Source organism: Allobosea sp. GW822-FHT05A11 (genome assembly GCF_058800455.1).
In genome coordinates this window covers 342,406-368,918 of sequence record NZ_JBXAMI010000005.1, presented here as the reverse complement: position 1 = coordinate 368,918, position 26,513 = coordinate 342,406, and the positions used below count along the sequence as shown (strand labels likewise).

The following is a 26,513-nucleotide window of genomic DNA, read 5'->3' as shown; positions in this document are numbered from 1 at the left end:
GGCGCCGGATCGGATTGTCGCGATGAACACCTCTTCGTCTCGCGTCGATGCGCGGTCCGGCGCCCGCCTCTTTTCGGGCCTGAGCATGCGCCAGAAACAGGTCCTCTGGGCCTGGTCCTTCCTGGCCGTGCCGGTGCTGTTCTATGCGGTGGTGCGCTTCTATCCGACGCTGGAAGCCTTCTGGATCGCCACCACCAACTGGAACCTCTTGACCAAGCCCTCCTTCATCGGGCTGGCCAATTTCAAGCGGTTGATGGCCGATCCGGTCTTCTGGCAGGTCTTCCGCAACACCGCGCTCTATCTGCTGCTGGGCACGCCGATCAGCCTGCTGCTCGCCTTCACCATCGCCTATCATCTCGATCGCGTGCGCTTCCTGCACGGCTTCATCCGGGCGCTGTATTTCCTGCCCTTCCTGACGACAGCAGCAGCGATGGCCTGGGTCTGGCGCTGGTTCTACCAGCCGGTGCCGATTGGCCTGTTCAACAACCTGCTCGCCGGCATCGGCATCGCCCAGCAACCCTTCCTGCGCTCGACGACGCAATCGCTGCCGGCGGTGCTCGCGCCCGCGATCTGGGCCGGCCTCGGCTTTCAGGTCGTGATCTTCATGGCGGGCCTGCGCGCCATCCCGACGACCTATTACGAGGCCGCCCGCATCGACGGCGTCTCGAACGGGACGATCCTGCGGCGGATCACGCTGCCGCTGCTGAAGCCGACGATCGTCTTCCTCGTCGTCTTCTCCTCGATCGGGTTCCTGCGCATCTTCGATCAGGTCTACAACATGACCAGCCAGACGAGCAGCGACCCGGGCGGGCCGCTGAACGCCACCAAGCCGCTCGTGCTGATGATCTACCAGACGGCCTTCTCGTCCTTCGACATGGGCTATGCCGCGGCCCAGACCGTCGTGCTCTTCCTCGTGCTGCTCGTGGTCTCGCTGCTGCAGCTCCGGCTGCTGAAGGACCGCTGATGAGCACCGCCTCCCCCATGGCCCTGCGCATCGAGCCCGGCCGCATCCTCACCTGGCTGCTGCTCTTCGGCGGCGGCCTCCTGATGGTGACGCCGCTCGTCTTCATGTTCGCGACCTCGCTGAAGGATTCCTCCGAGATCTACGATCTCGCCTTCTTCCCGGCCCATCCGACGCTCGACAACTATGTCACCGTGCTCTCGGACGGCCGCTTCCTGCGTTGGTTCGCCAATTCCTTCGGCATCGCCACCGCGGTCACGCTCTCGAACGTCTTCTTCGACAGCCTCGTCGGCTACACCCTGGCGAAGTTCCAGTTCCGCGGCCGCTATCTCGTCTTCATCGCGATCCTCTCGACGCTGATGATCCCGACGGAGATGCTGGTCATCCCCTGGTACGTCATGGCCAAGAACTTCGGCTGGCTCGACAGTTACTGGGGCATCATGTTCCCGGGTATGATGACGGCCTTCGGCACCTTCCTGATGAAGCAGTTCTTCGAGACCGTGCCGAACGACTTCCTCGAAGCCGCCCGCATCGACGGCCTCAACGAGTTCGCGATCTTCTGGCGCATCGCCATGCCGCTGGTGACGCCGGCGCTGTCGGCGCTGGCGATCTTCACCTTCCTCAGCAACTGGACCGCCTTCATCTGGCCGCTGATCGTGACGACATCAAAGGAACTCTACACCTTGCCGGTCGGCCTCACGAGCTTCGCGGTGGAATCGCAGGTCCAGTGGGAGCTGATCATGACGGGCGCCGCGCTCGCGACCCTGCCGACGCTGACCGTATTCCTGCTGCTCCAGCGCTACATCGTGCGCGGCGTGGTCCTCGCCGGTCTCAAGGGCTGATTGCCATGACGAAAACCGATCCACGGGCGGCCGACCGCTCCGTCTTCCCCGATCCCGTCTACAAGGAAACGGTGCTGCGCCCGCTCTTCGACGGGGCGAAGACGCATCATGTCGAGAGCTTCCGCGCCATCGACCTCGCCCATCTCGTCATGCTCGCCGAGACCGGTATCCTGCCCCGCGCCACGGCCGGCCGCATCGCCCGCGCGCTCAACGAAATCGACACCGAGATCGATCCGGCCAAGCTGAGCTATGACGGCACGGTCGAGGATTATTTCTTCCTGATCGAGGCCGAGCTGAAGAAGCGCCTGCCGGCCGACGATGCCGGGCGCCTCCATACCGGCCGCTCGCGCAACGATATCGACCACACGCTGTTCAAGCTCGCTCTCAAGCCGCGGCTCGATCATATGGCCGGCCTGCTGCGCGCCCTGATCACCGCGACCCTCGACCTTGCCGAGCGCGAGAAGGCAACGCTGATCGTCGCCTATACCCATGGCCAGCCGGCGCAGCCGACCACCTTCGGCCATTACCTCTCGGCTGCGATCGAGGTGATGCTGCGCGACCATGAGCGGCTGGTGCAGGCGCGTGCCCTGCTCGACCTCTCGCCGATGGGCGCCGCCGCGATCACCACCTCGGGCTTCCCGCTCGACCGCGCCCGCGTCGCGCATCTGCTCGGCTTTGCCGCCCCGCTCCAGAATTCCTATGGCTGCATCGCCGCGATCGACTACCTGACCGCGACCTATAGCGCCGTCGAACTCGTCTTCCTGCATCTCGGCCGCCTGATCCAGGACCTGCAGGTCTGGACCGCCTTCGAGGTCGGCCAGCTCTACGTGCCCAATGCCTTCGTGCAGATCTCCTCGATCATGCCGCAGAAGCGCAATCCCGTCCCGATCGAGCATCTGCGCCATCTCGCATCGCAGACCGTGGCGCGCGCCCGCATGGTGCGCGACATCGTCCACAACACGCCCTTCACCGACATGAACGACGCCGAGGGCGAAACCAACGAAGCCGGCTACCAGGCCTTCGCAACGGGCGAGCGCGTGCTCAACCTCCTCGCCGCGCTGCTGCCGGCATTACAGGTCGATGGGCGCCGCGTCGCCGAGAACATCCGCCGCTCCTGCATCACCATCACCGAGCTGGCCGACACGCTGGTGCGTTCAGAAGGCCTCTCCTTCCGCACCGCCCATGAGATCGCCGCCGATGTTGCGCGCGCCGTGGTCGCGGCCGATGGCGACCTGCCGCGCGACGGCTATGCCCCCTTCCAGAAGGCTTTCCGTGAGCATGCCGGCCACGAGCCGCAATTGAGCGAGGCCGCCTTCGCCCAAGCCGTCTCGCCCGAGCATTTCGTCGCGGTGCGCGAGCGCTTCGGCGGACCGGGGCCGCAGGCCCTCGCTGCCGCCTTCGCCGGCTATCGCGGCGTTCTGGTCGCTGCCGGCCTGGCCGCAACCGCGACCGCTGCGCGCGAGGCTTCCGCGCGCCATGAACTCGACGCCGCCTTCGCGGATCTGATGGGAGCAGCCTGATGGCGGGTATCGAGCTTCAGGGGCTGGTCAAGCGCTACGGCAAGACGCAGGTCGTCCACGGCATCGACCTCGCCATCGCGGACGGCGAATTCGTCGTCTTCGTCGGCCCCTCCGGCTGCGGCAAGTCGACGACGCTGCGCATGATCGCGGGGCTGGAAGAGATCGACGGCGGCACCATCACCATCGGCGATCGGCCCGTGAACCGGCTGGAGCCGAAGGAGCGGAACATCGCCATGGTGTTCCAGAACTACGCGATCTACCCGCATATGAGCGTGGCCGAGAATATCGGCTTCGGCCTCTACACGGCGAAGCTCGACAAGGCCGAGAAGCGCCGCCGCATCGAGGAGACCGCCCGCATCCTCGGCCTCGAACCGCTGCTGGAGCGCAAGCCCTCGGCGCTCTCCGGCGGCCAGCGCCAGCGCGTCGCCATCGGCCGCGCCATGGTGCGCGACCCCTCAGCCTTCCTGTTCGACGAGCCGCTCTCCAATCTCGACGCCCAGTTGCGCGCCCAGATGCGCCTGGAGGTCAAGCGCCTGCACCAGCGCCTCGGCCGCACCATCGTCTTCGTCACCCATGACCAGGTCGAGGCGATGACGCTGGCCGACCGGATCGTGGTGATGCGCGACGGCCGCATCCTGCAGGTCGGCGCGCCGATGGAGCTCTACGAGAAGCCGGCCGATGTCTTCACCGCCCGCTTCATCGGCTCTCCGACGATGAACATCCGTCCCGGCAGGACGAGCAACGCCGACGGAAAGCCGAAGCTGGAGCTGGCCGGCAACACCATCGCCCTGCCGCCCCGCCCGGCCCCGCTCCCGACTGACGTGCTGGTCGGCGTCCGCCCGCAGGAATTGCGCGTGCTGGCGCCCGGCGAAAACGCCGACCTCGTGCTCACCGGCAAGGTCGCAGTGGTCGAGCCGCTGGGCTCGGAGAGCTTCGTCCATGTCGAGCATGACGACGGCCTGATCCTCGCCTCGGCCTCGGCCAAGGCGCCGCCGGTCGTCGGCCACGAAGTCCGCCTCGGCGCCGGCGTCGATTCCTTGCGCCTGTTCGATGCGGCGACCGAGCGCGCCCTATGAACGCCGGGCGCGACCTCGTCCTCAGCATCGGCCGGCTCTACTGCGACATCGTCTTCCGGGGGCTCGACGCGATGCCGCGCCTCGGCGAGGAGCGTTTCGCCGAGACCGTGGCGATCGTGCCGGGCGGCGGCGGCTTCATCACGGCGGCCCATCTCGCCGCGCTCGGCATGCGCGCCGGCCTGCTCGCCCGCATCGGCACGGACCCGCTCTCCGGCACGCTGGCACCCGCGCTGGCGGATAGCGGCGTCGATCTGCGCTGGCTCGAACGCACGCCCGAGGCCGGCCCGCAGCCGACCGTCGTCATGGTGCAGGATGGCGAGCGCGCCTTCCTGTCGCGGCGCGCCGGCAGCGCCCGCCCGGCGACGCTGGACGCAGCCCTCGCCGACCCGGCCGCCCGCCATCTCCACATCGCCGAATTCGCGACGCTCGCCGAAATCCCTGATCTGATCGAGGCCGCGAAAAGTGCCGGTCTCACCGTCTCGCTCGATCCGAGCTGGGACGATGACTGGATCCGCCGGCCGGACCTGATCGAGCGCGCCGCGGGCACCGACATCTTCCTGCCGAACGCGGCGGAAGCACGCGCCATCGCGGGCTGCGACGACCTCGATGAAGCCGGCAACCGCCTTACCCGCCATTTTCCCGTCGTGGTCGTCAAGGACGGCGGCAACGGAGCGCGCCTGTTCCAGCGTGATACCGCCTTCGCCCTCCCCGCGCCGGAAGGCGGGCCGGTTCTCGACACAACCGGAGCGGGCGATGCCTTCAATGCCGGCTTCCTCGCCATGTGGCTTGCCGGGCACCCGTTGCAGCAGGCTCTGGCCGAAGGCATCGCCTGCGGCACGCTCTCTGTGCGCTCCGTCGGTGGAGCCGGGGCGCGGCTTCACCGCGCCGATGTCGGCGCGATGAGCCGGGACCTGCTGCGCAGCCATGACCGGATCGATGCCTGAAGCTCTCCTTACCCGCGAGGCGGCGGAAGCTGCCGAGGTCGCCGCCCGCCAGATCGCTGCCAATGGCAACGCGATGGCGCAGCTCGGCGAGCGCTTGCGCCGGCGCAAGCCCGCCTTCATCGCCACTTGCGCCCGCGGCTCCTCCGACCATGCCATGACCTATGGCAAGTACCTGCTCGAACGCACGCTCGGCCTGCCCGTCGCCTCGCTCGGCCCGAGCCTCGCCTCGGTCTATCGCGAGGAGCTCGACCTCTCCGGCGCCGTCTTCATCGCCGCCTCGCAGTCGGGCCGCAGCCCGGACGCGCTGCAATTGACCGAGACGGCCAAGCGCGGCGGCGCGCTGACGATCGGCTTGATCAACGACATGGAATCGCCGCTGGCGACGCTGGTCGATGTCGCCCTGCCGCTCGCGGCCGGTCCCGAGACCAGCGTCGCCGCGACCAAGAGCTTCCTCGCCACCGGCATCGCTCTCCTGCACCTCACCGCTGCCTGGAGCTGCGAGCGTAGCCTGTCCGACGCGCTTGTCAGGTCGCCCGAACTGCTCAGACAGGCCGGTCTCTGCGACTGGTCACCGTTTTTCGGGCGCCTCAAGGATGCGACGAGCCTCTATGTCATCGGCCGCGGGCTCAGCCTCGGCATCGCCCAGGAGATGGCGCTGAAGTTCAAGGAAACCTGCCGCATCCATGCCGAGGCCTTCAGCGCAGCCGAAGTGTTGCACGGACCGCTGGCGCTGGTCGGGCCGGGTTTCCCGGCGCTGGTGCTCGATCCCGCCGATGAAGGGAGCGAGAGCACGCTTTCGGTCGCCCGCAGCTTCGCGGCACTCGGGGCGGATGTCGCCTATGCTGGCGCCGAAGCCGCACCGGGCTTCACTCTGCCGGTGCCGCTGGAGACACCGGCCACGCTGATGCCGCTGCTGCAGGCGCGCGCTTTCTATGGCGGCATCGCCGCGCTGGCCAAAGCGCGTGGACTCGATCCCGACCGGCCACCCCACCTGCGCAAGGTCACGCAGACGCTCTGAGCCGCAGCCGGCACCGGACGCGGTTCCGTCGAAGCGCTGCGTGCTCTAGAGCTGATGCGTCCCGATGCCTTGGATCGTCAGCTCATGAAACAGCCGCTCACGCCCGCTTCGCTCGCCCCGCCCTTCGGGCAGTATTCCCACGGCATGAAGGCCGATGCGCAGGGCGTGCTGCTGACCTCAGGCCAGCTCGGCATCGCGGCTGATGGCAGCGTGCCGGAAGATGCCGGCGAGCAGGCCCGCATCTGCTTCGAAAGCATCGCCGCGATCCTGCGCGAGGGCGGCCTGTCGATGGCGCATATCGTGCGCCTCAACGCCTTCGTCACCGATCGCAAGCATATGCCGGCCTATATGAAGGCGCGCGACGAGGCTCTGGCCGATTGTCCGGTCACGCCGGCCTCGACGCTGGTGATCGTCTCCGGCTTCAGCCGGCCGGAATTCCTGGTCGAGGTCGAGGCGACGGCCGTCTACTGAGCCGGCCGCCTCCAAGTCCGCAGGCGCTCAGTGAGCGCCCGCCTTGACGAAATTGGCGAGCTCCGGCGTCTGCGGATTGGCGAAGAGCTCCTTCGACGGCCCGCTCTCCCAGATCAGCCCCTGATGCATGAAGACCGTCGTATCCGCCACGGTGCGCGCGAAATTCATTTCGTGCGTCACCAGCAGCATGGTCATGCCGCCCTTGGCGAGCTTTTCCATCACCAAGAGCACCTCGCCGGTCAGTTCCGGATCGAGCGCCGAGGTGACCTCGTCGAACAGCATGACCTTGGGCTGCATCGCCAGCGAACGGGCGATGGCGACGCGCTGCTGCTGGCCGCCGGAGAGGTTGTCGGGATAGCTGTCGAATTTCTCGGAGAGGCCGACCTGCGCCAGCACCTCCTTGGCGAGCGCCATGGCCTGCGCCTGCGGCACGTTCTTGGTGATGCGCGGCGAGAGCATGATGTTCTGCCCCACGGTCAGATGCGGGAACAGGTTGTAGCTCTGGAAGACGATGCCGACATCCTTGCGCAACTCGCGCAGCTTCGTCGGGTCTTGCGTCATCACATGGCCGGCGACCTCGATCTTGCCGGCGTGGAAGGTCTCGAGCCCGTTGATGCAACGCAGGAGCGTCGACTTGCCCGAACCCGACCGGCCGATGATCGCGACCACCTGGCCCGTATCGACGCTGAGCGAAACGCCTTTCAGCACCTCCAGCGAACCGAAGCGCTTATGGATGTCTTCAATGAGAACGGCTGGCATTCATCACCTTTTCGAGATGGCGGCTGAGCCGGGAGAGCGGGAAGCAGATCGCCAAATAGATCGCTGCGACCACGGTGAAGATCTGAAAGGCCTGATAGGTCGCGTTGTTGACCAGCATGCCGGCGCGCATCAGGTCGACGAAGCCGACGACCTGCACGATCGAGGTATTTTTCACGAGCTGCACGAGGAAGCCGACCGTCGGCGGCAGCGAGATGCGGACCGCCTGCGGCAGGATCACGTGGCGGTAGGTCTGCGCCGGCGAATGCGCCAGCGACATCGAGGCTTCCCATTGCTGGCGCGGCACGGATTCGATCGAGCCGCGCCAGATCTCGGCGAGATAGGCCGAGACATAGATCGACAGCGAGGCCGAGGCCGCAAGGAAGGGCGGCAATTCGATGCCGAGAGCCGAGAGCCCGTAATAGCTCATGAACAGCACCATGAGCACCGGGATCGACTGGATCACCAGGATGTAGCCGCCCGCGAAGCGTCGCAGCCAGCGGATGCGCGACAGGCGCATGAGCGCGAAGGCGCCGCCGATGATGCTCCCGATGAAGAAAGCGATGACGGTGAGCGCCAGCGTCCAGCCGGCGGAGCGCAGGATGAAGAGGATTTCCGGCCAACCGAAGGTCTGCATCAGGCGGCCTCCCCATGCGCTTCGGTGAGGCGGGCGAGGCCCGACACCTGCGGGAAGAGTCTCCGGCCGAGCCAGTTGAGAAAGAGCTTTAGCGAGAGCGCCAGCACGAGATAGATCACGGTGACGACAATATAGGTCTCGAACGAGCGGAACGTGTCCTGCTCGATGATCGCCGCCGTACCCGACAGTTCCTGCACCGAGACGAAGGAGCAGATGCTGGACGCCAGCATCATCAGCACGAACTGGCTCGACAGCGCCGGCCAGACGCGGGCGAAGGCGGGCTGCAGCACGACATGCTTCAGCACCTGCCATTTGCTCATCGCCAGGGCCAGGCCCGCCTCGATCTGCGACTTGTGGATCGAGTCGACGCCGGCGCGGATGATCTCGGTGGCGTAGGCGGCCAGGTTGAGCGTCATCGCCAGGACGGAGGCTTCCAGGCCGTCGAGACGGATGCCGATCTGCGGGAGCCCGAAGAAGATCATGAAGAGCTGCACCAGGAACGGCGTGTTGCGCATCAGCTCGACATAGGCGTCAACGATATAGCCGGCCCAGCTCCCCGCGAGGCTGCGCAGCGCGGTCATCGCCGTCGCCAGCACGAGGCCCAGCGTGATCGCGACGAAGGACAGCGCGATCGTGAGCCAGACCCCGTGGAGGATCATGGGCCATTTGGAAAAGACGTCTTGGAAGAGCAACGGCCCGCTCCTTCGTCCGGGAAGGTCGATGGTGGTCGCCGGCGCGTTCTGGACGCGCCGGGACATTGGTGTATCCGATCGGAATCCGATCAGGACGTCGGATCAGAAGGTCGGCAGCGGCGGCAGCGGGCTGCCGACCCACTTCTGCGCGATCGCGTCGAGCTCGCCGTTCTGCTTGACGTAGTAGATGAAGTTGTTGAGCCACTGGCGCAGCTCCCAGGCGTCCTTGCGCATGGTCATCGAGTTCGGCTGCACGCCGAAGACGAACTTGAGCTCGGTATCGGTCTCGCCGCGCGCCTTCATGGCGGCATTGGCCTGGGCGTCGGGGCCGGCAATGGCCTCGACCTGGCCGGAGAACAGCGCCTGCATGGTGGTCGCGTCGTCCTCGAAGCGCAGGATCGTGAGGTTCAGCTCCTTCTCGCGGCTGGTGAATTCACGCTCGACGCTGGAGCCGCGATTCACCCCGACCTTCTTCCCCTTGAGGTCGGCCCAGGTTTTGATGGCGACGCCCTTCTTGGCATAGATGCCGGTCTGGAAGGCGCTGTAGGGGATCGAGAACATCACGGCCTTGGCGCGCTCCGGCGTCGGCGCCAGCGTGGCGACGAGGAAGTCGACCTTGTTGGCCTCCAGCGCCGGGATGCGGGCGGGCGGCGTCAACTGAACCAGCTCGACCTTCACGCCGAGATATTTGCCGATCAGCGCGATGACATCCGCATCGTAGCCGATGGCGTTGCCCTGGGAATCGACCGAGCCATAGGGCGGGGCACCGATCAGCACGCCGACCTTCACCGAACCGCGCTTGATGATGTCGGTGATCGTCTGGGCCGAGGCCTGGCTGGCGGCGAGCATGCCCGTGCCGAGCGCGAGAGCCAGGCCGGCAATCTTGAGATGCTTGAACATTTTCACGTGGTGTCTCCTCTGCTGCGGCGGCGCCGCCTGTCTTGGCCCGGCTTCTGGTGGCCGGCTGTGGAAGAACTTGGTTCGGCGCATCGAATTCCCCGAAAGGTGTTGCCACCTTTCGGTCCGATGCCGGCGCGTCAGGCGCTGGCGCGCACGACGTTGACGAGCGGCTCGCCGGCGAAGCGACGCCTGATGTTGTCGGCGATGATCCCCTGCCTGCGGCTGATGGTGCCGCTCGTCCATCCGGACATGTGCGGCGTCATTAAAACGTTTGAAAGCTCATGGAAAGGCAGATTCGCAGGCAACGGATGGCTGTCCCCAGCGCTGGGATAGCGGTACCAGGTATCGATGATCGCCCCGCCGATCCGGCCGCCTGTCAGGGCGTCGAACAGCGCCTGCTCGTCGATGGTCGGGCCGCGCCCGACATTGACGACGACCGCGCCCGGCCGCATCGCGGCAAAGGCGGCGGCACTGAGGATGCCCCTGGTCTCTTCGGTGAACGGCACCGAGACGACGACGACATCGACCGAACCGCAGAATTCGGCGAGCGCATCGAGCGTGAAGGAGCGATCGACCAGGGCCGAGGCCGGCACGGCGCTGCGGTTGGCGACATGGACCTTCATCTCGAAGGCCTTGGCTCGCGCCGCGATCGCCTTGCCGATATGGCCAAAGCCGAGGAGACCGATGGTCTGGCCGGCGATCTCGCCATGGACGCGCTCCGGCGCGCCGGCCCAGTAGGCCCAGTCGCCCTGGCGCAAGCGCCGGTCGGCATCGGCGAGCGGGATATTGCGCGCCAGCAGCGCCGCCATCACGTATTCGGCGATGGCCTGCTCATGGCCGAAGCAATTGCAGACGGCAGCCGATGCCGGCAACGCGCCGAGATCGACCATGTCGTAGCCGGCGCCCGGCACATGGAACAGCTTGAGCCCGGCAGGTTGCGGCAGGCCGGCATCGAACTTCACGCCGACGATGACCTCGGCCTCGGCATAGGCTTTCTGGTCGGCACCCGCTTCGAGATGGTCGGGCAAGAGCCGGATCTCGGCCTTGTCGCCGACCATCTCGGCAAAGCCGTGGCTGAATGAAGCGGCATTCTCGCCGTGGAAGACAACGCGCATGGTCCGGTAATTCCTTCCGTCAGGTCTTCAGCAGCGGCTCGACCCTGCAATCCAGCAGGGACGGGTCGATCGCCGCTTCCATCTCGTCGAACATGCCGTCCACGAAGCCGATCAGCGCATCGGAGGCGGCGACAGCCTCATCCGCCCGGCGCGCTGCGATGGCGTTCAAAACCGCGATATGGTGGTCGACCGAGACCGCGAGGCCGACCCTCTGCGGCATCGCGCTGTGATAGATGAAGCCAATGCGCCGGAAGATCGTGTGCAGCGGGCGCAGGGTATGTTCGAGGAACGGCTCCGCGGCGGCCGACAGCACCGTCTCGTCGATACGGCGATCCAGCGCGTTGAACTCCGCCAGGCTGAACCGGTCCCGGCGCTCGCGCAGAAGGCGTTCGATATGCAGGAGTTGGTTGCGATGGGACGGGCCGGCCCTCTCGGCCGCCAGCCCGATGACGAAGCGTTCGAGATCGCGGCGCAGGCGCAGCAGCACGCGCTCCCGCGCCAGATCGACCGGCGCGATCTGGAGGCCGTGACGCGGGCGGATGACGATCAGCGTATCCGCCGCCAGCCGGTTGACGGCATGATGGACCGGCGTGCGGCCATAGCCGGTCATATCCTGCAGATCCTGGAGCGACAGGAAACGGCCCGGCGGAAGCTCGCAGGTGATCAGCATCGCCTCGAGGCGCTCATAGGCGAGCTCGAACAGGTTGACGCGGTTGCGCCGCTTGGGCGCAGGCGCATCTTCCGCCTGTCGGGGTTGGGTCGCGCTGCGCGCCATTCCCGGGTTTCCTCCGCGAGGGCGCTCTTGGTCGGCGCCCGTTGAGGAGTAGCCTAAACATGTTGTGAAATTTTACAAGAGGATGATTTGCCCGAGACAGCATTTGCCGGTCTGCGCGACCGCGCCTGCATCGTCCTTCCGAAACCGGATTTCGGATCGAAGCCGATCGTTTCGACCGACCCCGATGGCCTCATCACAATGGGCACCCCCGAAAGGGTCCCGCTCGAATCAGCCCCAGGTGAACCAGGACAGCCCGTAGCGTGGCTGAAGGCCTTCGCGAGCAAACAACCGCCGGCAGCTCTCGGGATCGACCTTGCCGTCCTCGCTCCAGTCCAGATCGCCGCGATGGATACCGCCCGCGATGAAGGCCGCATCGATCCCGGCCTGCGCCGCGCCCGCAACATCGTGCTCCAACGAATCCCCGATGGCGAGCAGGCGCTCGGCCGGACGATCGAGATAGTGCAGGCAGCTCCGGTAGATCCGCGGATGCGGCTTGCCATGATAATGCACCGTGCCGCCCATCTCCTCATAGATCAGCGCAGCCAGCCCCGGCGCCTCGTGCAAGGTGCCGTCGGCATGGACCCGGTAACGATCGGGGTTGCCGCAGATCATCGGCAGGCCGCGCCGCAGCGCCTGTTCGAGAACCGGTTTCCAGCCGGCCACCGACTGGCTGTCGGGGTCCATGCTCATCACGAACAGGAAATCGGCCGCCTCCGGCGTTTCCACCAGCGTCAGGCCCAGTCCGCTCGCCAGACGATCTTCGCCCGGCCGCGCCAGCAGCAGGCAGCGCGAGCCGAGATCGCGATAGGCCGGCTCGGAGCGTTCCAGCAGCGCTTCGCGCGCATCGTCCCCGGCCGAGGCCACGCGGTCGTAGAGATCGCGGGGAAACCCCATGCTGGCAAGCACAGCCTCGTTGTCGCGCCCGCTCCGGCCCGAATTCGAGAGGATGATCACGGCCTTGCCCGCCGCCCGCAGGCGTTCGAGGCAGACGACCGCCTCGGGATAGGGCCGCGTGCCGTCATGCAGCACGCCCCACTGGTCGAGAAGGAAGCCGTCATAGCGGTCGACCAGCGCCGAGAGGCCACCGGGGAAGCCGATCTCGGCCTGCGGTTCAGACAATGCGGGAGCGGACATAAGCCGAAAGCGCCTCGCTGATGATGACGATGCCGAGGATGGCGATCAGGATCACGATCGCCTGCGACCAGGCGAACTGGTTGATCGAGGCGTAGAGCAGGAGCCCGATGCCGCCGGCGCCGACGAAACCGAGCACGCTCGACTCGCGCACATTGATGTCCCAGCGGTAGATCGAGGTGCCGATCAGCACGGGCAGGATCTGCGGGAGGATGGCGACGCCATAGACCTGCAAGGTCCTCGCCCCGGTCGATTCCACCGCCTCGATCTGGCCGGCATCGACCTCCTCGATCGCCTCGGCGACGAGCTTGGCGATGAAGCCGATCGAGCGGGCCGCGACCGCGCAGATGCCGGCGACGGGGCCCGGCCCGAAGATCGCGACGAAGAGCAGCCCCCAGATCACCGTGTTGATCGAGCGCGACAGCACCAGCATGGCCCGGCCGAGAAGCCAGGTCGCCTGGTTGTAGGTCGTGTTGCGTGCGGCGAGGAAGGCGACCGGCAGCGCGAAGACGATGGCGATCATCGTGCCGAGCGTCGCGATATGCAGTGTCTCGATCAGCGGCTGGACGATGCGCGGCAGATAGGACCAGCGCGGCGGCCACATCCGCTCGATCAGGTCGGCCGCCTGTTCGTGGGCATCAGCGAAGAAGGCCCATTCGATGTCGAGCGCCGAGACCGACCAGGCCGCGGCAAACGCGATGCCGCCGAGCCAGATCCAGTGCACGACGCGCTCGCGCAGCGAATAGCGTTCCCAATGGTCGGGATAGCTGCGCATCGGCGCGCGATCCTGCGGGAGCTGATGCGCGGTCATCTCAGCCTCCGCCGGGCCCAGTCGCTGAACCATTCGCCGAAGGCGACCATCGCGGCGATCGTCAGCAGGATCGCGCTGGCGAAGTCGAAATCATAGCGCGAGAACGAGGCCGAGAGCGTCTGGCCGATGCCGCCGGCGCCGACGATGCCGATCACGGTCGAGTGCCTGAGATTGGAATCGAGACGATAGATCAGCACGCCCAGCGTCTTGACCAGGACCTGCGGCACCACCGCGTAGAAGAAGGTCTGGCCGAAGCTCGCGCCGGTGGCGCGGATCGCCTCGACCGGGCCAGGCTTCATGTTCTCGATATCCTCGGCCAGCATCTTGCCAAGGAAGATCGCCGAGGAGAAGGCAAGCGTCAGCAAGCCGGCCACCGGGCCGAAGCCGAACAGCTTCACGAAGAAGATCGCGATGATGACCTCGTGGAAGGTCCGGCCGGTGACGATGAAGGCGCGCGCCAGCAGATAAAGCGGCCTTGGCGAGAGATTGGCGGAAGCCGCGATGCCGATCGGGATCGACAGCACGGCGCCGATGATCGTCGCTGCGATGGCGATCTGCACGCTCTCGACCATCCCTGTCAGCAGCAGCGCCCAGCGGCTGAAATCCGGCGGGACCATCCGCTCGAGTATGGTCCAGGCCCGCGGCAGCCCGGCGAGGATGCGGGCCGTATCGACATTGAGCGTCGAGAGCGACCAGACCAGATAGGCGGCAACCAGGGCCCAGAAGGCGAGCCGCCGGCCGGGGCTGCCGAAGATGCTCGGCGCGCGCCAGCGGCTGGGATAGGAGGTAACGGCCGTCGTCATGACAGCGCGTCGACCTGTGCTGTCGCTACAGTCGGCGCGGCGGGCGCCTCGTCATCCTCGTCCTGCGGGGTCGACCAGTCTTCCTCGCCATAGATCCGGGTCAGCGCCGCATCGGTCAGGGCGGAGGCCTCCGCGTCGAACACGATCAGCCCATCCTTCATGCCGATGATGCGGTCGGCATGAGCGCGGGCGAGCGCGACATCGTGGATATTGATGATCGCGGGGGTCTGACGCTCGGCCACCAGCTCGCGCACGAGCCGCATGATCTGGCGCGAGGTCTTGGGGTCCAGGCTCGCGGTCGGCTCGTCGAGCAGGAGAAGCTCGGGCCGTTGCATCAGGGCGCGCGCGATGCCGACGCGCTGGCGCTGGCCGCCGGAAAGCGCATCCGCCCGCTGGTTGTGGTAGCCGTCGAGCCCGACTCGATCGAGCAGCGCGAAGGCCGCCTGAATATCCTCGGGCGGGAAGCGGTAGCGCAGCGAGGCGAGAAGGCCGGTATAGCCGAGCCGCCCCGAAAGCACGTTCTGCATCACGCTGAGCCGCTCGACCAGGTTGTATTCCTGGAAGATCATGCCGATCCGGCGCCGCGCCGCGCGTAGCCCTTTGCGGTCGAGCGCGACGATGTCCTCGCCGTTGAGCCTGACGCTGCCGGCCGTCGGCTCGACCAGCCGGTTGATGCAGCGGATGAAGGTGCTCTTGCCGGCGCCGGACGAGCCGATCACCGCGACGAGCTGCGGTCGGTCGATCACGACATCGACACCGCCCAATGCCTTCTTGCCGGTCGGATAGACCTTGGCCAGCCCCGCAACGGCCAGCAGCGGAGCGCCGCCGGCTGCAGCTCCGGAAACAGCCGACATCAATCGCCCTTCAGCTTGGAGAGGCCGTCCTGGGTATAGGTGATGCCGCTATTGCCCTGGATCAGGATGATGTCGCCCCAGGCATCCTTGTAGCTCAGCTCCTTGAAGCCCTTGGTGTCCTTGAACTCCTTGGCGAGCGCCGAATTCAGGAAGTCGAAGCTGAGGAAGGCCTGCTTGATCTTGGCCTGCAGCTCGGGCTTGAGGTCATGCGCGAGACCGAAGGCCGTGCGCGGGAACGGGCTCGATTCATAGACGATGCGGATGTCGTCGCGCTTGAACATGCCGCGATCGGCCATGCGCTCGACCACGCTGGAGGCGACGGGCGCGGCATCATAGTCCTTGTTGACCACGCCCATGATCGAGTTGTCGTGCTTGCCGGAATAGAGGACCTCGTAGTCCTTGCCCGGCACGACGCCCTTCTCCTTGAACAGGATGCGCGGCGCGGTATCGCCCGAGTTCGAGGAGGGCGCGACATGGGCGACGCGCTTGCCCTTGAGATCGGCGATGGTCTTGATCGGCGAGTCCTTCGGCACGATCAGCTGGAGCGTATAGCCGATCGAATCGTCCTTCTTGGCCATCGCGACGATCGGCACGAAGCCGGCGAGGTTGACCGCGAAGGGCGTCGGGCCGCTGGCGACGCCGGCGATATGGAGGCGGCCGGAGCGCATCGCCTCGACCTGAGCGGCGTAAGACTCGGCGCCGAACCACTTGATCTTCTTGCCGGTGACCTTGCTGAGATGGGCGAGGAAATCGGCGAAGACGTTCTCGTAGACCGACGGGTCCTCCACCGGCGTGTACGAGAAGATCAGCGTGTCCGGGTCCTTCTGCTTCGCTGGATCGGTCGGGGTATCGGCCAGCAGGTCGCGATTGGCGTCGCAATAGCGGGCATCGAGCGTCCCGCGATTGGCGCAATCCTGCGCCTTCGCCGGGCCGGCGAGCCCGATCCCGAAAGCGAGCAGGCAAAGGGACGCGATCTTGGCGCGCAGCATGGCAACCTCCCTGGAAGCGGTGGCGCCCTGACGGCGCTCGTGTAAGATTTCTTCCATCCTGATCAAAAGCGATCACGGACGCAAGAGTGCCGGCTAAGAATTGAAGGCGAAAAGCCGCTTCAGGCCACGAGCCAGCGCGCGCCGCTGCGCTCCCAGCTTTCGCGCAGGCGCGGGCCGGGCTCGGCATCGACGACAATGAGGCTCAGCGCCTCTGCCGGCGCGACGCGGGCCGTGCCGATCTGCTCGAACTTGCTGTGGTCGGCCAGCGCCAGGCTCTGCCGGGCGCGGCCCATCGCAGCTTGCCGCACCGCGATCTTCTCGAGGTCGAAATCCATCGGCGCGCCGTCATCATCGAAGCCGCCGAGGCCGATGATCGCATAGTCGAAGCGGAAGCCCATGATGCTGGCGATCGCGGCTTGCCCGACGAGCGAGCCGTTGGCCCCGCGCGTCGTGCCGCCGGTCACGACCACGTCGAAGACGCCGTGATTGCAGAAGATCTGGGCGACTGAGACGCTCGCGGTCACCACCCTGAGGCCGGGCTTGTTGATCAGCGCCCGCGCCGCAGCCTCGACCGTGGTGCCGACATCGAGGAAGACCGAAGCACCGGGCGGCACGATGCGCGCCACGGCGGCGCCGATCCGCTCCTTGCCGCGCGGGGAGACCGTGAGCTTCTGGGCATAGGCCGAGCGGATGCCGCCGGAGGCAAGCCCGGCCCCGCCATGGAAGCGCTGCAGGAAATTGCCGGCCTGCAGGCGGATGATCTCGCGCCGGACCGTCTGCGCCGACACCCCAAAGCGCTCGGCCAATGTCTCGATCGTGGTGAAGCCGAGCTCCTGCACGAGGTCGAGGATCTGCCGCTGGCGCGAGGTCAGGGTCTCGGTATCGGGTGCGGAAGGGCTCATCGCATGTCCGTGCCAGACGTGCCGGGCACGGGAAGGCCGCCCGGCCACGCGCGTATGATAGCCGCCCGACACGAAATGCAAGCGGCGGAGCGAAGCGTTCAGCCGCCGCTCATCCACAGCGCATGAACCGATTGCACGATGGCGAAGCCGCTGACCGCGAGCAGGATCACGATCGCGACGATGCGATAATGGCGCTGCAGGGCGGAGCGGAACAAGCGCGTCCCGATCACCTGCCCGACGAAGAGCGCGGGGATGGTCACGGCCGCCAGCAGAGCCGTCGAGGCTCCCATCAGTCCGGATGCCCCCGCGAAGCCGATCGCGACGGTGTCGGAGAGCAGGAAATACAGCACGATCGAGGCGCGCCCGACATGCATCGCCGTCTGGGCGTTGAGATAGAACAGCACGACAGGCGGACCGCTCATCGCGGCGGCGCCATTGAGCAGGCCGGAGAGAACGCCGACGCCGAAGGTCGCAGGCGCGCCCGGCTCGCGGCTTGCTTTCAACCCGGCGGCGAGGGCGCAGGTCGTCGCGAGCACCACGAGCGCGATGACGAGGCGCATCACGTCGGCCGGGAGCGCCGCGAGGCCATAGAGCCCGATCGGCGTCGCCAGCAAGGCGCCGGCGACGAGCAGCAGGACCGAGCGCAGATGCGCCGAGCGCCACAAGCCCGGCAGCAATTGCAGACTGCCGACGACTTCGAGCAACAGCACCATCGGCACGGCCGTGACGGGGTCGGCGATCACGGCGAGCAGCGGCACGGCCACCAGCGCGAAACCGAAGCCGGTATAGCCGCGCATGATCGCCGTCAGGAAGACGACGAGAATGCAGGCGCAAACCTGCCCCGTGCTGAACGGCTGCAACAACGCGGCAATCGTCATGAAGCCCCCGTCGAATCGGCCGCTGCCGCATTGGCGTGGCCGAATCCTCTGCCCGCGACGGGCGAGGCTGTATAGCAGGCTGTCAGAGAACCGGCGCCGCCTGCTTGCCGAGCTCTTCGGCCGGCGGAATCCGGCCGTCCTCGAACCAGTAGGACGCGGCCGCGCGCGACATCGCCGCCCCGTCATGGCCGATGCCGCCCACCGTGATCAATTGCCAGTTGCAGGGCACGCCGAGGCGCGCCGCCTCGGCTCGGCCGAAATCGAGCATGTTATGGGCGCGGCCATAGCGATGCGGTCCCTGCGCCAGGGCTTCCGGCTGCGACGGCAGGTTCGGGTCGTCGGTGACGATGTCGCGGTCACCCGCGAACAGGATCATCGGATAGGCGAGCCAGCGCACGAGCGCCGCCTTGTCGAGCCCGAGCCCGCCGAGCCCTTCCGGGAAATTCCGCTCCGGCGTCGGCAGGGTGTACCAGCCGGGATTGGACGCCATCGCCGCTTCGAACAGCGCGCCGCCCTCCGTCGCCAGCATGCGATGCACGAACTGGCCGCCGGCCGAATGCCCGAAGATGCGGATGACAGGGTGGTCGATCACGCCGGCAGCGCGCAGCGCGTCGAGCACGCGGCCGGGCACGGCGTAGAGCCATTCGGCGCGCGGCGCCACGGCGCCATCCGTCGTGATCACCAGGCCATTATTATAGCCCTCGGCCTTCGGGAAAGGCTCGTTCGGAAAGGTCGGCGCGACGATCAGCAGGTTGTGCTTCTCGGCCGCATCGATCCAGAAATCGCGATAATCGTCGCCATTGCGCAACATGCCATGCTGCACGACGATGACCGGATCATTCGGCTGATGCCGTGCCGGGCGGTAGAAATTGACCTCCAAAGGCTTGTCCGGATGGCTCGCATCGACGAACGGCAGCGCGCTGCGCCCGACCGGCGGGTTGAGGGTCTTGGGTGTCATGCGGCCTCCGGAGCCTTGTGCAGATGGCAGGCGGCGCTGCGGCCGGGCGCGACCTCGGTGAGGACCGGCCGGACCTCGCGGCAGATCGGCATCGCCTGCTCGCAGCGCGGATGAAACGGGCAGCCGGGCGGCGGCGCCAATGGGGAGGGCAACTCGCCCTTGAGCGGCTGGAAGGCGCGCTTGCGCCGCGCCGCCGAGGGAATGGCGGCGATCAGCGCCGCGCTATAGGGATGCGCCGGCGCGGCGAAGATCTCCGCCGCCGTGCCGACCTCGACGATACGGCCGAGATACATGATCGCGACGCGGTCGCTGATATGCCGGACGAGGCCGAGATCATGGCTGACGAAAAGATAGGTCAGGCCGTGGCGCGCGCGCACATCCATGAACAGGTTGATGACCTGTGCCTGGATCGAGACGTCGAGCGCCGAGACCGGCTCGTCGCAGACCAGGAAATCCGGCTTCACCGCGAGCGCCCGCGCGATGCCGATGCGCTGGCGCTGCCCGCCCGAGAACTGGTGCGGATAGCGCTCGCGATAGGCGAGATCGAGCCCGACCTCGCTCAGCGCCTGGTCGACGGCTCCATCGATCTCCGCCTTCGGCAACAGCTTGTGAACGCTCAAGGCCTCGCCGACGATGCGGCTGACCTTCATGCGCGGATCGAGCGAGGCATAAGGGTCCTGGAAGATCATCTGGACCTTCAGCAGGAAATCGAGTCGCTCCTTGCCCTTCAGGCCAGCCACCGGCTGCTGCTCGTACACCACCTCGCCGGTCGTCGGCTTCAGGATGCCGGTGACGACGCGCGCGAGCGTGGACTTGCCGCAGCCGGATTCGCCGACGAGGCCGAGCACCTCGCCGCGCTTGACGCTGAGATCGATGCCATCGACGGCGCGCAGCACAGGCGGCGCCTTGCCCCGCCCGGTCGCCATCAGGATGCGCTCGGCCAGCGTCGGCTTGCGGCGGAAATGCTTGGTGATGCCCTTGAGCTCAATGATCGGGGCGCTGGTCGAGGCACTCATGCCGCTTCTCCCACCAGCACCGGGTTATGGCAGCGGAAGCTGCGAGCGCCCTCGCCCACCGTCTCTGGGTCACGCTCGGCGCAGACCGGCTGGACGCGCGGGCAGCGCGGGCGGAAGGGACAGCCGCTCGGGCGGGCATCGATACGGGGGGCTACGCCGTCGATCTGGTTCAGGCGCTCGCCCGGCGCGACATTGGCGGCCGAGGAATGGAGCAGCCCGAGCGTATAGGGATGGCGCGGCTGATCGAGCACCGCGTCGACCGGCCCGATCTCGACGACGCGGCCGGCATACATCACCGCCACCCGGTCGGCGAGCTCGGCCACGACCGCGAGATCATGCGTGATCCAGAGCACGGCGGTGCCGGTCTCGCGGGCGAGCTTCTGTACCTCGAACAGGATCTGGCTCTGGATGGTGACGTCGAGCGCCGTCGTCGGCTCGTCGGCGATGATCAGATCGGGCCCGTTGAGCAAAGCGGTCGCGATCGCGACGCGCTGGCGCATGCCGCCGGAGAACTCGTGCGGGAACTGCTTCAACCGCGCTTCCGGCGAGGAGATGCCGACGCGAGCCAGCGCCTTGGCCGCTTCACTGAGCGCCTCCTCGCGGCTGCAGTCGCGATGCTCCAGGATCGCCTCGCTCATCTGCTCGCCGATGCTGAGCACCGGGTTCAGCGTCATCAGCGGGTCCTGGAAGATCATGGCGATGCGGTCGCCGCGCAGGTCGCGCAGACGCTCTTCCGACGCCGCGCGCAGGTCTTCACCGCCGAAGCTGATCGTGCCCGCGACGATCTCGCCGGGCGGGTCGATCAGGCGCACCAGCGAGAAGCCGGTCACGGACTTGCCGGAGCCGGACTCGCCGACCAGCCCCAGAACCTCGCCGCGCGAGACGCTGAGATCGACGCCGTCCACGGCGGGCCAGGCGCCGTCGAGCGCATGGAAGACGGTTCTGAGGCCACGGACCTCGAGCAGGGGGGCAGTTGCGAGATCACTCATGAGCGCACGTTGAAGCTGCGGCGCAGCCGGTCGCCGACGAGGTTGAGCGAGCCGATCAGCAGCACCAGCGCGATGCCGGGGAAGACCGCGATCCAGTATTCGCCGGAGAGCAGGAACTCGAAGCCATTGGCGATCAGCAGGCCGAGCGAGGGCTGCGTCACCGGCACGCCGACGCCGAGGAAGGAGAGCGTCGCCTCCAGCGTGATCGCGCCGGCAATGCTGATCGAGGCGACGACCAGCACCGAGCCGACCGAGTTCGGCAAGAGATGCGCGATCATGATGTGCCGGGTCGGCAGGCCGAAATTCAGCGCCGCCTCGATATATTCCTTGCGCCGTTCGACCAGCGCCGACGCGCGCATCAACCGAGCGTACTGCGCCCATTGCACGAGGATGATGGCGAGGATGACCTTGTCGACCCCGCGCCCGATCGAGGCGAGCAGCACGAGCGCGATCAGGATCGAGGGGAAGCCGAGCATGAAGTCGACGACGCGCATGATCACCGCATCGACGACGCCGCCGAACTGCGCGGCGACAAGACCGGCCGAGATGCCGATGAAGAGCGCGCCCAGCGTCGCGGTGAGCCCGACCATCAGGCTGGTGCGCAGGCCGTAGAGGATCGCGCTCAACATGTCGCGCCCTTGCGAATCCGTGCCGAGCCAGTAGGTCATGCCGTTCATGCCGGCCTCGCCCGGCGGCAGGCGGTTATCCATCACGCTGAGCGAAGCGAGATCATGCGGGTTCTGCGGCGCGATGACGGGCGCGAGCAGAGCCAGCGCGACCATGATGCCGAGCAGGATCGCCGCGCCGCGCGTCGTCGGCCGGTTGCGGATGCGCCGCAGCACCTTTTCGCGGAGCGGCGTGTCGGCATAATCAGGGACGGCCGGAGCCTTGGCCTCGGCGCTCATGCCATCTCTCCCGTCAGCTTCACGCGCGGGTCGAGCGCGGCATAGAGGATGTCGACGAGGAAGTTGACGGTGACGAAGAGCAGCGTCGCCAGCAGCACATAGGCGACGACGACGGGCCGATCGAGCTGGTAGACCGAGTCGATCAAAAGCTTGCCCATGCCCGGCCAGGCGAAGACCGTTTCGGTGATCGTCGAGAAGGCGACGAGGCTGCCGAACTCGATGCCGATTACGGTGACGACCGGGATCAGGATGTTGCGCAGCACGTGCCGCCCGACGACGCGGCGCGGCCTGACGCCCTTGGCGCGGGCATACTTGACGTAATCCTGCGTCATCGCCTCGGTCGTGCCGGCGGCGACAAGGCGGATCATCAGGGCGATCTGGGGTATGGCGAGGTTGATCGCCGGCAACGCGAGATGGGTGAGCCCGTCCCGGGTCAGAAGGCTGGTCTGGATGCCGAGGACCGAGACCGTCTCGCCGCGCCCGGCCGTCGGCAGCCAGCCCAGCACCACCGCGAAGAGCAGGATCAGCATCATGCCCTTCCAGAAGCTCGGCAGCGAGAAGCCCAGCACCGTACCGCCCATGATGATGCGCGAAGGCCGGCTGTCCGGGTCGAGCCCGGCATAGAGGCCAACCGGAACGCCGGTGACGATGGCGAGCGTCATCGACAGCAAGACGAGTTCGAACGTCGCCGGCAGGCGGCCGAGGATCAGCTCGATCGCCGGCACGCCATGCACGAAGGAGCGGCCGAGATCGCCCTTCAGCGCATTGCCCATGAAGACGAAATATTGCTGCCAGACCGGCAGGTCGAGACCGAGGCGGCGGACCAGCGCCTCGCGTTCGGCCGCACTGGCCGAGGGCGAGACGAGCAATTCGACGGGGTCGCCGATGCCGTAGACGGCGAAGAACACCACGACCGAAACCGCGAGCAGCACGAGCACGCTCTGGATCAATCGCTGCAGGACATAGGCGGTCATGACGCTCGACCGGCTCCACTGAATGGTTCACGGGCCGCCCTTGGCGGGCGGCCCGGCTTGTCGATGGGTTGTCGGCCGGCGGCTTACTTGGCTTTCGGCTTGACCGACATCGCCAGCATGTACTGGTCGGCGCGGCCCTTGACGTCGAGATCGGACTTGAAGGCCCAGATGCCGCTCTCGAAGTGCAGCGGGATGAAGGCGTAGTCCTCGACGACGATCTTGCCGGCCTCCTGCAGGAGCTGCGAGCGCTTGTTGTCGTCGAGCGTCGAGATCGCCTCGCGGATCAGCTTGTCGAACTGGTCGTTCTTGTAGCCGCCATAGTTCGATCCGCCGATCGTCTTGGCCTCGTTCGGGGTCGGCGGCCACTGGCGCAGGAAGGAGGCCGCCTCGCCGGTTCCGGAGCCCCAGCCGCCGATCGCGACGGAGAACTCCTTCTTGGCACGGCGCGGGAAATAGATCGCGCGGGTCATCGCGTCGACCTCGGTCTTGATGCCGATCTGGGTCAGGTACTGCGCGACGGCCTGGGTGATCTGGCTGTCGTTGATGTAGCGGTCGTTGGTGGTCGAGAGCGTGAGCTGGAAGCCCTTGGCATAGCCGGCCTCGGCGAGCAGCTTCTTCGCCTGCGCCGGGTCATAGGCCAGCTTCGGCGGGTTCGGCCGCGTGCCGGACATGCCGGTCGGCAGGTACTGATAGGCCGGCTCCGCCGCACCGTCCATGATGCGCTTGACGATGGCGTCGCGGTCGATGGCGAGCGACATCGCCTTGCGGACGCGCAGGTCCTTCAGCGGGTTCTTGCCATCCTCGGATTTGACGAAGGGGCTCTGGTCGCGGGCGACGTCGAGCTGGAAATAGACCACGCGGGTCGAGGGCGTGATGACATGGCCGAAGCGCTTGTCGCCCTTGATCCGGCCGAGATCGCGCGCCGCCGGGTTCTCGATCACGTCATAGTCGCCGGCAAGGAGACCCGCGAGACGCGGGCCGGCATTGGTCACCGGGAGCAGGCGCACGGTCGCCCAAGGCTCGGCCTTGCCCCAATAGGTCGGGTTGCGCTCGAGCTCGATCGCGGATCCCCGCACATAGGACTTGAGCTTGTAGGGGCCGGTGCCGATGGCGAGCGAGCCGTCGTTGAAGCCGGTCACCGTCGGCCAGGGGCCGGTGACGCCGCAATTCTTGGCGACATCATAGCTGATCGGGCCGTGCTCGACGATCGAGGCCGAGAGGATGCTGAGACCCGAAAGCAGGTTCGGCAGCAGCGGCTCGGGCTCCTTGGTGTTGATCACCAGCGTCTGCGCGTCGGGCATTTCGACCGAGGCGAAATTCCCGGTGATGTCGGCAAAGGAATCCGAGACCTTGGTCTCGTTCTTCAGCGTGCGGCAGAAGGTGAAAACCACGTCCTCGGCGGTGAAGGGCTTGCCGTTGGTGAATTTCACGCCGTCGCGCAGCTTGAAGGTCCAGCGGTTCTTGCCGTCGTTCTGCCAGGAGGTCGCGAGGTTCGGATGCAGCTTCTGCTGTTCGTCCTGGCGCACCAGCGAATCGAAGATGTGCTGGGCCAGTGCGTTGTTGGGAGAGAGGTCATGGTAGTGCGGATCGACCGCCGTCGGCTCCGACGACAACGCGATGCGCAGCGTCTGCGCCGAAACCGCCGTACCGGCGAGACAGGCGGCCGCGAAAGCCGCGAGGAAAAGGGGTTTACGCATGGTGTGGTCCGCTCCCGATTGAGAACCGCTTTTGACAGCTTTATTTTCGTCCAGTAGCAAACATGAAAATTTTCGAACGTCAATCGGGTAGCCGCGCATGTCACAGGGCCTGAAGCCGACGACGGATCTCTCGAACCGGATCGCCCGGATCTACCCCTCGCTGAGCAACGGCCACCGCCGTGCCGCGGACTTCGTGCTGCAGCATCCGCTCGACGTCGCGACCATGACGATCGAGGGGCTGGCCGAGGGCAGCGGCACCTCCAACGCGACCGTGACGCGCTTCGTCCGGGCGCTCGGCTATGGCGGCTATGGCGAGTTCCGCGGCGCGCTCTCGGCTGCTCTGAAATTCGCCCATGACCCGGTCGACAATTTCGCCGGCGCCCGCTCCGCCGCCGGCTCGATCTTCGCAACCTTCACCGCCGCGCTCGCCGACCAGAACGCCAATCTCCAGGCCGCCCGCGACGGGCTCGACGAGGCGTCCGTGACCAAAGCCGTCGAATTGCTGCTGAAGGCGCCGCGCGTCTTCATCGCCGCCTCGGGCGCGAGCCACCATGTCGCCTCCTTCCTGGAGGACGGGCTGGCGCTCTATCTCGATGCCGACGTGACCTTCGCCTCCTCGCGCACCGGGCCGGAGCGCGCCATCCGGCACATGATGTCGGCACGCCCGGACGACCTCGTCGTCGCGATCGCGGTGCCGCGCTATTCACGCGCCACGCTCGATCTCGCGACCTTCGCCAAGAAGCGCGGCGCCGCGCTGCTGGCCCTGACCGACAGCCCAACCTCGCCGCTCGCTCCCGTCGCGGACGTGACCCTGTTCGCCCCGGCCCGCAGCAGGCTGCTGCCGAATTCGCCGACTGCGGTCTTCGCATTGGTGGATGCGCTCATCGCCGCCATCGCGCGCGAGCGCCCGGATGCGGTCGAAGCCCTGAAGGAGCTGAGCGAAAATCTGCTCTGGACGTTCCACCAGTAGCGGACAGGAGGCTCAGGCCGCTCCGATGCGCGCTGCCGCGAAGCGCTCGCGCAGCCAGCGCGCTGCCGGGCCGCAGGGGCGCTGCTTGTGCCAGACCATTTCCAGTGCGACCGGCAGGTCGAAATTGTCGAACTGAAGATCGGGCGTGACGAGATCGGCCGTCACCGGCGAATTCTCGATGACGTAGCTGGAGACGAAGGCCCAGCCGATGCCCTGCTTGACCAGTTGCAGGATCACCCAATGGCTTTCGACCCACCAGACCTCGGCCGCGACGCGCAGGCGCTGCTTTTCCGGTCCGTCGCCACGCGCCGCGACGAGGATCTGGCGATGCCGCTTCAGTTCTTCCCAGTCGACGCGGGTGCCGGCGAGCGGATGGCCCTTGCCGCAGACCAGCTTGATCGGTACCCAGCCGACCGTCTGGAAGCCGAGCTCCGGCGGCAGCACCTCCTGGCGCCACATCACGCCGATATCGGCCTGGCCGGCCAGGACGAGCTGGCTGACATCCTCCATCAGCGGGAACAGCAATTCCAGCTCGACATGCGGGAAATGCCGCGCGAAATCGGCAAAGAGCGCGCCCAGCAGATGCTCCGGATAAAGCTCGTCGATGGCAACGACGAGCCGCGTCTCGACATGGTTCTCGAAGCTGCTGGCGACGCCGATCAGGTGTTCGCGGCGGTCCAGGATGACCCTGGCCTCGCGCAGCAGGCGCTCGCCTGCCGCCGTGAGCACGGGATTGCGACCGGCACGACTGAACAATGCGACGCCCAGATCCTCTTCCAGATTGGCGACCTGCGTGCTCACCGCCGACTGCGCCTTGCGCAAAGCCCGTCCCGCTGCCGAGAAGGAACCCTGCTCGGCGGCCGCAACGAAGGCTTCGAGCTGCTCGAAGGAAACATTCATCTATCTGACAATCAGATATAACCTAACTT

The 26,513-nt window shown here is 66.8% G+C and carries 28 protein-coding genes; 8 read left to right on the top strand and 20 right to left on the bottom strand.

From position 1 onward, the window contains the following. Positions 1-22 precede the first annotated feature (22 nt). The 7 genes from AC1RLU_RS18770 to AC1RLU_RS18740 all read left to right on the top strand — a co-directional run bounded on the left by AC1RLU_RS18770 (position 23) and on the right by AC1RLU_RS18740 (position 6,832). Positions 23-964 (top strand): carbohydrate ABC transporter permease, encoded by a 942-nt coding sequence (locus AC1RLU_RS18770; RefSeq protein WP_492797403.1) that lies wholly within the window; start codon positions 23-25, stop codon positions 962-964. Beyond that, positions 964-1,803 carry a carbohydrate ABC transporter permease gene (locus AC1RLU_RS18765; RefSeq protein WP_492797401.1) on the top strand — a complete coding sequence of 280 codons (840 nt, stop codon included), beginning with the start codon at positions 964-966 and terminating at the stop codon, positions 1,801-1,803. The genes AC1RLU_RS18770 and AC1RLU_RS18765 overlap by 1 nt, the downstream gene beginning before the upstream one ends. 5 nt (positions 1,804-1,808) lie before the next feature. Continuing rightward, complete coding sequence (gene argH, locus AC1RLU_RS18760) at positions 1,809-3,323, top strand: argininosuccinate lyase (RefSeq protein ID WP_492797400.1); 1,515 nt, start codon at positions 1,809-1,811, stop codon at positions 3,321-3,323. After that, the gene (locus AC1RLU_RS18755) at positions 3,323-4,399 is read left to right on the top strand and encodes an ABC transporter ATP-binding protein (RefSeq protein WP_492797398.1); all 1,077 of its coding nucleotides are present in this window, start codon (positions 3,323-3,325) and stop codon (positions 4,397-4,399) included. The genes argH and AC1RLU_RS18755 overlap by 1 nt, the downstream gene beginning before the upstream one ends. Continuing rightward, positions 4,396-5,343: a carbohydrate kinase family protein gene (locus AC1RLU_RS18750; RefSeq protein ID WP_492797396.1), complete on the top strand. Its 948-nt coding sequence runs from the start codon at positions 4,396-4,398 to the stop codon at positions 5,341-5,343. Before AC1RLU_RS18755 ends, AC1RLU_RS18750 begins: the two co-directional genes overlap by 4 nt. After that, positions 5,336-6,361 (top strand): SIS domain-containing protein, encoded by a 1,026-nt coding sequence (locus AC1RLU_RS18745; RefSeq protein WP_492797395.1) that lies wholly within the window; start codon positions 5,336-5,338, stop codon positions 6,359-6,361. Before AC1RLU_RS18750 ends, AC1RLU_RS18745 begins: the two co-directional genes overlap by 8 nt. Before the next feature lie 84 nt (positions 6,362-6,445). Beyond that, positions 6,446-6,832, top strand: a complete 387-nt coding sequence (locus AC1RLU_RS18740; RefSeq protein ID WP_492797393.1) for a RidA family protein — start codon at positions 6,446-6,448, stop codon at positions 6,830-6,832. A gap of 27 nt (positions 6,833-6,859) precedes the next feature. On the opposite strand, the gene AC1RLU_RS18735 is transcribed toward AC1RLU_RS18740, so the two are convergent. The 19 genes from AC1RLU_RS18735 to AC1RLU_RS18645 all read right to left on the bottom strand — a co-directional run bounded on the left by AC1RLU_RS18735 (position 6,860) and on the right by AC1RLU_RS18645 (position 24,614). Beyond that, positions 6,860-7,591, bottom strand: a complete 732-nt coding sequence (locus AC1RLU_RS18735) for an amino acid ABC transporter ATP-binding protein (RefSeq protein ID WP_492797392.1) — start codon at positions 7,589-7,591, stop codon at positions 6,860-6,862. Continuing rightward, complete coding sequence (locus tag AC1RLU_RS18730) at positions 7,572-8,225, bottom strand: amino acid ABC transporter permease (protein ID WP_492797391.1); 654 nt, start codon at positions 8,223-8,225, stop codon at positions 7,572-7,574. The genes AC1RLU_RS18735 and AC1RLU_RS18730 overlap by 20 nt, the downstream gene beginning before the upstream one ends. Continuing rightward, on the bottom strand, positions 8,225-8,884 hold the full coding sequence (locus AC1RLU_RS18725; RefSeq protein ID WP_454035628.1) for an amino acid ABC transporter permease: 660 nt from the start codon (positions 8,882-8,884) through the stop codon (positions 8,225-8,227). Before AC1RLU_RS18725 ends, AC1RLU_RS18730 begins: the two co-directional genes overlap by 1 nt. A gap of 135 nt (positions 8,885-9,019) precedes the next feature. Then, positions 9,020-9,823: a transporter substrate-binding domain-containing protein gene (locus AC1RLU_RS18720; RefSeq protein ID WP_492797390.1), complete on the bottom strand. Its 804-nt coding sequence runs from the start codon at positions 9,821-9,823 to the stop codon at positions 9,020-9,022. A gap of 131 nt (positions 9,824-9,954) precedes the next feature. After that, positions 9,955-10,932, bottom strand: coding sequence for a 2-hydroxyacid dehydrogenase (locus AC1RLU_RS18715; RefSeq protein ID WP_492797388.1), 978 nt, complete (start codon positions 10,930-10,932; stop codon positions 9,955-9,957). A 19-nt stretch (positions 10,933-10,951) separates the two neighbouring features. Beyond that, on the bottom strand, positions 10,952-11,707 hold the full coding sequence (locus AC1RLU_RS18710; protein WP_061966258.1) for a GntR family transcriptional regulator: 756 nt from the start codon (positions 11,705-11,707) through the stop codon (positions 10,952-10,954). 228 nt (positions 11,708-11,935) lie between these two features. Then, a complete protein-coding gene (locus tag AC1RLU_RS18705; protein ID WP_492797387.1) occupies positions 11,936-12,841 on the bottom strand; it encodes a TIGR01459 family HAD-type hydrolase in 906 nt (301 codons plus the stop codon). Beyond that, complete coding sequence (phnE, locus tag AC1RLU_RS18700; RefSeq protein ID WP_492797386.1) at positions 12,819-13,649, bottom strand: phosphonate ABC transporter, permease protein PhnE; 831 nt, start codon at positions 13,647-13,649, stop codon at positions 12,819-12,821. The genes AC1RLU_RS18705 and phnE (AC1RLU_RS18700) overlap by 23 nt, the downstream gene beginning before the upstream one ends. Continuing rightward, positions 13,646-14,452 (bottom strand): phosphonate ABC transporter, permease protein PhnE, encoded by an 807-nt coding sequence (gene phnE, locus AC1RLU_RS18695; RefSeq protein ID WP_492797385.1) that lies wholly within the window; start codon positions 14,450-14,452, stop codon positions 13,646-13,648. Before phnE (AC1RLU_RS18695) ends, phnE (AC1RLU_RS18700) begins: the two co-directional genes overlap by 4 nt. Beyond that, positions 14,449-15,267, bottom strand: coding sequence for a phosphonate ABC transporter ATP-binding protein (gene phnC, locus AC1RLU_RS18690; RefSeq protein ID WP_492797672.1), 819 nt, complete (start codon positions 15,265-15,267; stop codon positions 14,449-14,451). Before phnC ends, phnE (AC1RLU_RS18695) begins: the two co-directional genes overlap by 4 nt. Positions 15,268-15,305: 38 nt before the next feature. Next, on the bottom strand, positions 15,306-16,295 hold the full coding sequence (gene phnD, locus AC1RLU_RS18685) for a phosphate/phosphite/phosphonate ABC transporter substrate-binding protein (protein ID WP_492797383.1): 990 nt from the start codon (positions 16,293-16,295) through the stop codon (positions 15,306-15,308). Between the two features lie 119 nt (positions 16,296-16,414). Continuing rightward, positions 16,415-17,197, bottom strand: coding sequence for a DeoR/GlpR family DNA-binding transcription regulator (locus AC1RLU_RS18680; RefSeq protein WP_142113963.1), 783 nt, complete (start codon positions 17,195-17,197; stop codon positions 16,415-16,417). 98 nt (positions 17,198-17,295) lie between these two features. Then, positions 17,296-18,075, bottom strand: a complete 780-nt coding sequence (locus tag AC1RLU_RS18675) for a TSUP family transporter (RefSeq protein ID WP_492797381.1) — start codon at positions 18,073-18,075, stop codon at positions 17,296-17,298. Between the two features lie 82 nt (positions 18,076-18,157). Further along, the gene (locus tag AC1RLU_RS18670) at positions 18,158-19,033 is read right to left on the bottom strand and encodes an alpha/beta hydrolase (RefSeq protein ID WP_492797380.1); all 876 of its coding nucleotides are present in this window, start codon (positions 19,031-19,033) and stop codon (positions 18,158-18,160) included. Next, a complete protein-coding gene (locus AC1RLU_RS18665; RefSeq protein ID WP_492797378.1) occupies positions 19,030-20,049 on the bottom strand; it encodes an ABC transporter ATP-binding protein in 1,020 nt (339 codons plus the stop codon). Before AC1RLU_RS18665 ends, AC1RLU_RS18670 begins: the two co-directional genes overlap by 4 nt. After that, on the bottom strand, positions 20,046-21,038 hold the full coding sequence (locus AC1RLU_RS18660; RefSeq protein WP_492797376.1) for an ABC transporter ATP-binding protein: 993 nt from the start codon (positions 21,036-21,038) through the stop codon (positions 20,046-20,048). The genes AC1RLU_RS18665 and AC1RLU_RS18660 overlap by 4 nt, the downstream gene beginning before the upstream one ends. After that, on the bottom strand, positions 21,035-21,943 hold the full coding sequence (locus AC1RLU_RS18655; protein WP_061966266.1) for an ABC transporter permease: 909 nt from the start codon (positions 21,941-21,943) through the stop codon (positions 21,035-21,037). The genes AC1RLU_RS18660 and AC1RLU_RS18655 overlap by 4 nt, the downstream gene beginning before the upstream one ends. Next, positions 21,940-22,917 (bottom strand): ABC transporter permease, encoded by a 978-nt coding sequence (locus AC1RLU_RS18650; RefSeq protein WP_061966267.1) that lies wholly within the window; start codon positions 22,915-22,917, stop codon positions 21,940-21,942. The genes AC1RLU_RS18655 and AC1RLU_RS18650 overlap by 4 nt, the downstream gene beginning before the upstream one ends. Positions 22,918-23,000: 83 nt before the next feature. After that, positions 23,001-24,614, bottom strand: coding sequence for an ABC transporter substrate-binding protein (locus AC1RLU_RS18645; protein ID WP_492797373.1), 1,614 nt, complete (start codon positions 24,612-24,614; stop codon positions 23,001-23,003). Between the two features lie 97 nt (positions 24,615-24,711). Between AC1RLU_RS18645 and AC1RLU_RS18640 the strand changes: the two genes are divergently transcribed. Continuing rightward, a complete protein-coding gene (locus tag AC1RLU_RS18640; RefSeq protein WP_061966269.1) occupies positions 24,712-25,584 on the top strand; it encodes a MurR/RpiR family transcriptional regulator in 873 nt (290 codons plus the stop codon). 12 nt (positions 25,585-25,596) lie between these two features. Here the strand turns inward: AC1RLU_RS18640 and AC1RLU_RS18635 are convergent, their stop codons facing one another. After that, positions 25,597-26,484, bottom strand: a complete 888-nt coding sequence (locus AC1RLU_RS18635; protein ID WP_492797372.1) for a LysR family transcriptional regulator — start codon at positions 26,482-26,484, stop codon at positions 25,597-25,599. Between the last annotated feature and the right edge of the window lie 29 nt (positions 26,485-26,513).

Bases quoted from the DNA above. Each gene is read 5' to 3' on its own strand.
- AC1RLU_RS18725 (WP_454035628.1), bottom strand. From the start codon at position 8,884: ATGATCCTCCACGGGGTCTGGCTCACGATCGCGCTGTCCTTCGTCGCG.
- AC1RLU_RS18675 (WP_492797381.1), bottom strand. From the start codon at position 18,075: ATGACGATTGCCGCGTTGTTGCAGCCGTTCAGCACGGGGCAGGTTTGC.
- AC1RLU_RS18710 (WP_061966258.1), bottom strand. From the start codon at position 11,707: ATGGCGCGCAGCGCGACCCAACCCCGACAGGCGGAAGATGCGCCTGCG.
- AC1RLU_RS18735 (WP_492797392.1), bottom strand. From the start codon at position 7,591: ATGCCAGCCGTTCTCATTGAAGACATCCATAAGCGCTTCGGTTCGCTG.
- AC1RLU_RS18665 (WP_492797378.1), bottom strand. From the start codon at position 20,049: ATGAGTGCCTCGACCAGCGCCCCGATCATTGAGCTCAAGGGCATCACC.
- AC1RLU_RS18670 (WP_492797380.1), bottom strand. From the start codon at position 19,033: ATGACACCCAAGACCCTCAACCCGCCGGTCGGGCGCAGCGCGCTGCCG.
- argH (WP_492797400.1), top strand. From the start codon at position 1,809: ATGACGAAAACCGATCCACGGGCGGCCGACCGCTCCGTCTTCCCCGAT.
- phnE (WP_492797385.1), bottom strand. From the start codon at position 14,452: ATGACGACGGCCGTTACCTCCTATCCCAGCCGCTGGCGCGCGCCGAGC.
- AC1RLU_RS18650 (WP_061966267.1), bottom strand. From the start codon at position 22,917: ATGACCGCCTATGTCCTGCAGCGATTGATCCAGAGCGTGCTCGTGCTG.
- AC1RLU_RS18755 (WP_492797398.1), top strand. From the start codon at position 3,323: ATGGCGGGTATCGAGCTTCAGGGGCTGGTCAAGCGCTACGGCAAGACG.
- AC1RLU_RS18745 (WP_492797395.1), top strand. From the start codon at position 5,336: ATGCCTGAAGCTCTCCTTACCCGCGAGGCGGCGGAAGCTGCCGAGGTC.
- AC1RLU_RS18730 (WP_492797391.1), bottom strand. From the start codon at position 8,225: ATGCAGACCTTCGGTTGGCCGGAAATCCTCTTCATCCTGCGCTCCGCC.
- phnE (WP_492797386.1), bottom strand. From the start codon at position 13,649: ATGACCGCGCATCAGCTCCCGCAGGATCGCGCGCCGATGCGCAGCTAT.
- AC1RLU_RS18715 (WP_492797388.1), bottom strand. From the start codon at position 10,932: ATGCGCGTTGTCTTCCACGGCGAGAATGCCGCTTCATTCAGCCACGGC.
- AC1RLU_RS18655 (WP_061966266.1), bottom strand. From the start codon at position 21,943: ATGAGCGCCGAGGCCAAGGCTCCGGCCGTCCCTGATTATGCCGACACG.
- AC1RLU_RS18660 (WP_492797376.1), bottom strand. From the start codon at position 21,038: ATGAGTGATCTCGCAACTGCCCCCCTGCTCGAGGTCCGTGGCCTCAGA.
- AC1RLU_RS18705 (WP_492797387.1), bottom strand. From the start codon at position 12,841: ATGTCCGCTCCCGCATTGTCTGAACCGCAGGCCGAGATCGGCTTCCCC.
- AC1RLU_RS18740 (WP_492797393.1), top strand. From the start codon at position 6,446: ATGAAACAGCCGCTCACGCCCGCTTCGCTCGCCCCGCCCTTCGGGCAG.
- AC1RLU_RS18645 (WP_492797373.1), bottom strand. From the start codon at position 24,614: ATGCGTAAACCCCTTTTCCTCGCGGCTTTCGCGGCCGCCTGTCTCGCC.
- AC1RLU_RS18765 (WP_492797401.1), top strand. From the start codon at position 964: ATGAGCACCGCCTCCCCCATGGCCCTGCGCATCGAGCCCGGCCGCATC.
- AC1RLU_RS18680 (WP_142113963.1), bottom strand. From the start codon at position 17,197: ATGAGCCCTTCCGCACCCGATACCGAGACCCTGACCTCGCGCCAGCGG.
- AC1RLU_RS18770 (WP_492797403.1), top strand. From the start codon at position 23: ATGAACACCTCTTCGTCTCGCGTCGATGCGCGGTCCGGCGCCCGCCTC.
- AC1RLU_RS18635 (WP_492797372.1), bottom strand. From the start codon at position 26,484: ATGAATGTTTCCTTCGAGCAGCTCGAAGCCTTCGTTGCGGCCGCCGAG.
- AC1RLU_RS18750 (WP_492797396.1), top strand. From the start codon at position 4,396: ATGAACGCCGGGCGCGACCTCGTCCTCAGCATCGGCCGGCTCTACTGC.
- phnD (WP_492797383.1), bottom strand. From the start codon at position 16,295: ATGCTGCGCGCCAAGATCGCGTCCCTTTGCCTGCTCGCTTTCGGGATC.
- AC1RLU_RS18640 (WP_061966269.1), top strand. From the start codon at position 24,712: ATGTCACAGGGCCTGAAGCCGACGACGGATCTCTCGAACCGGATCGCC.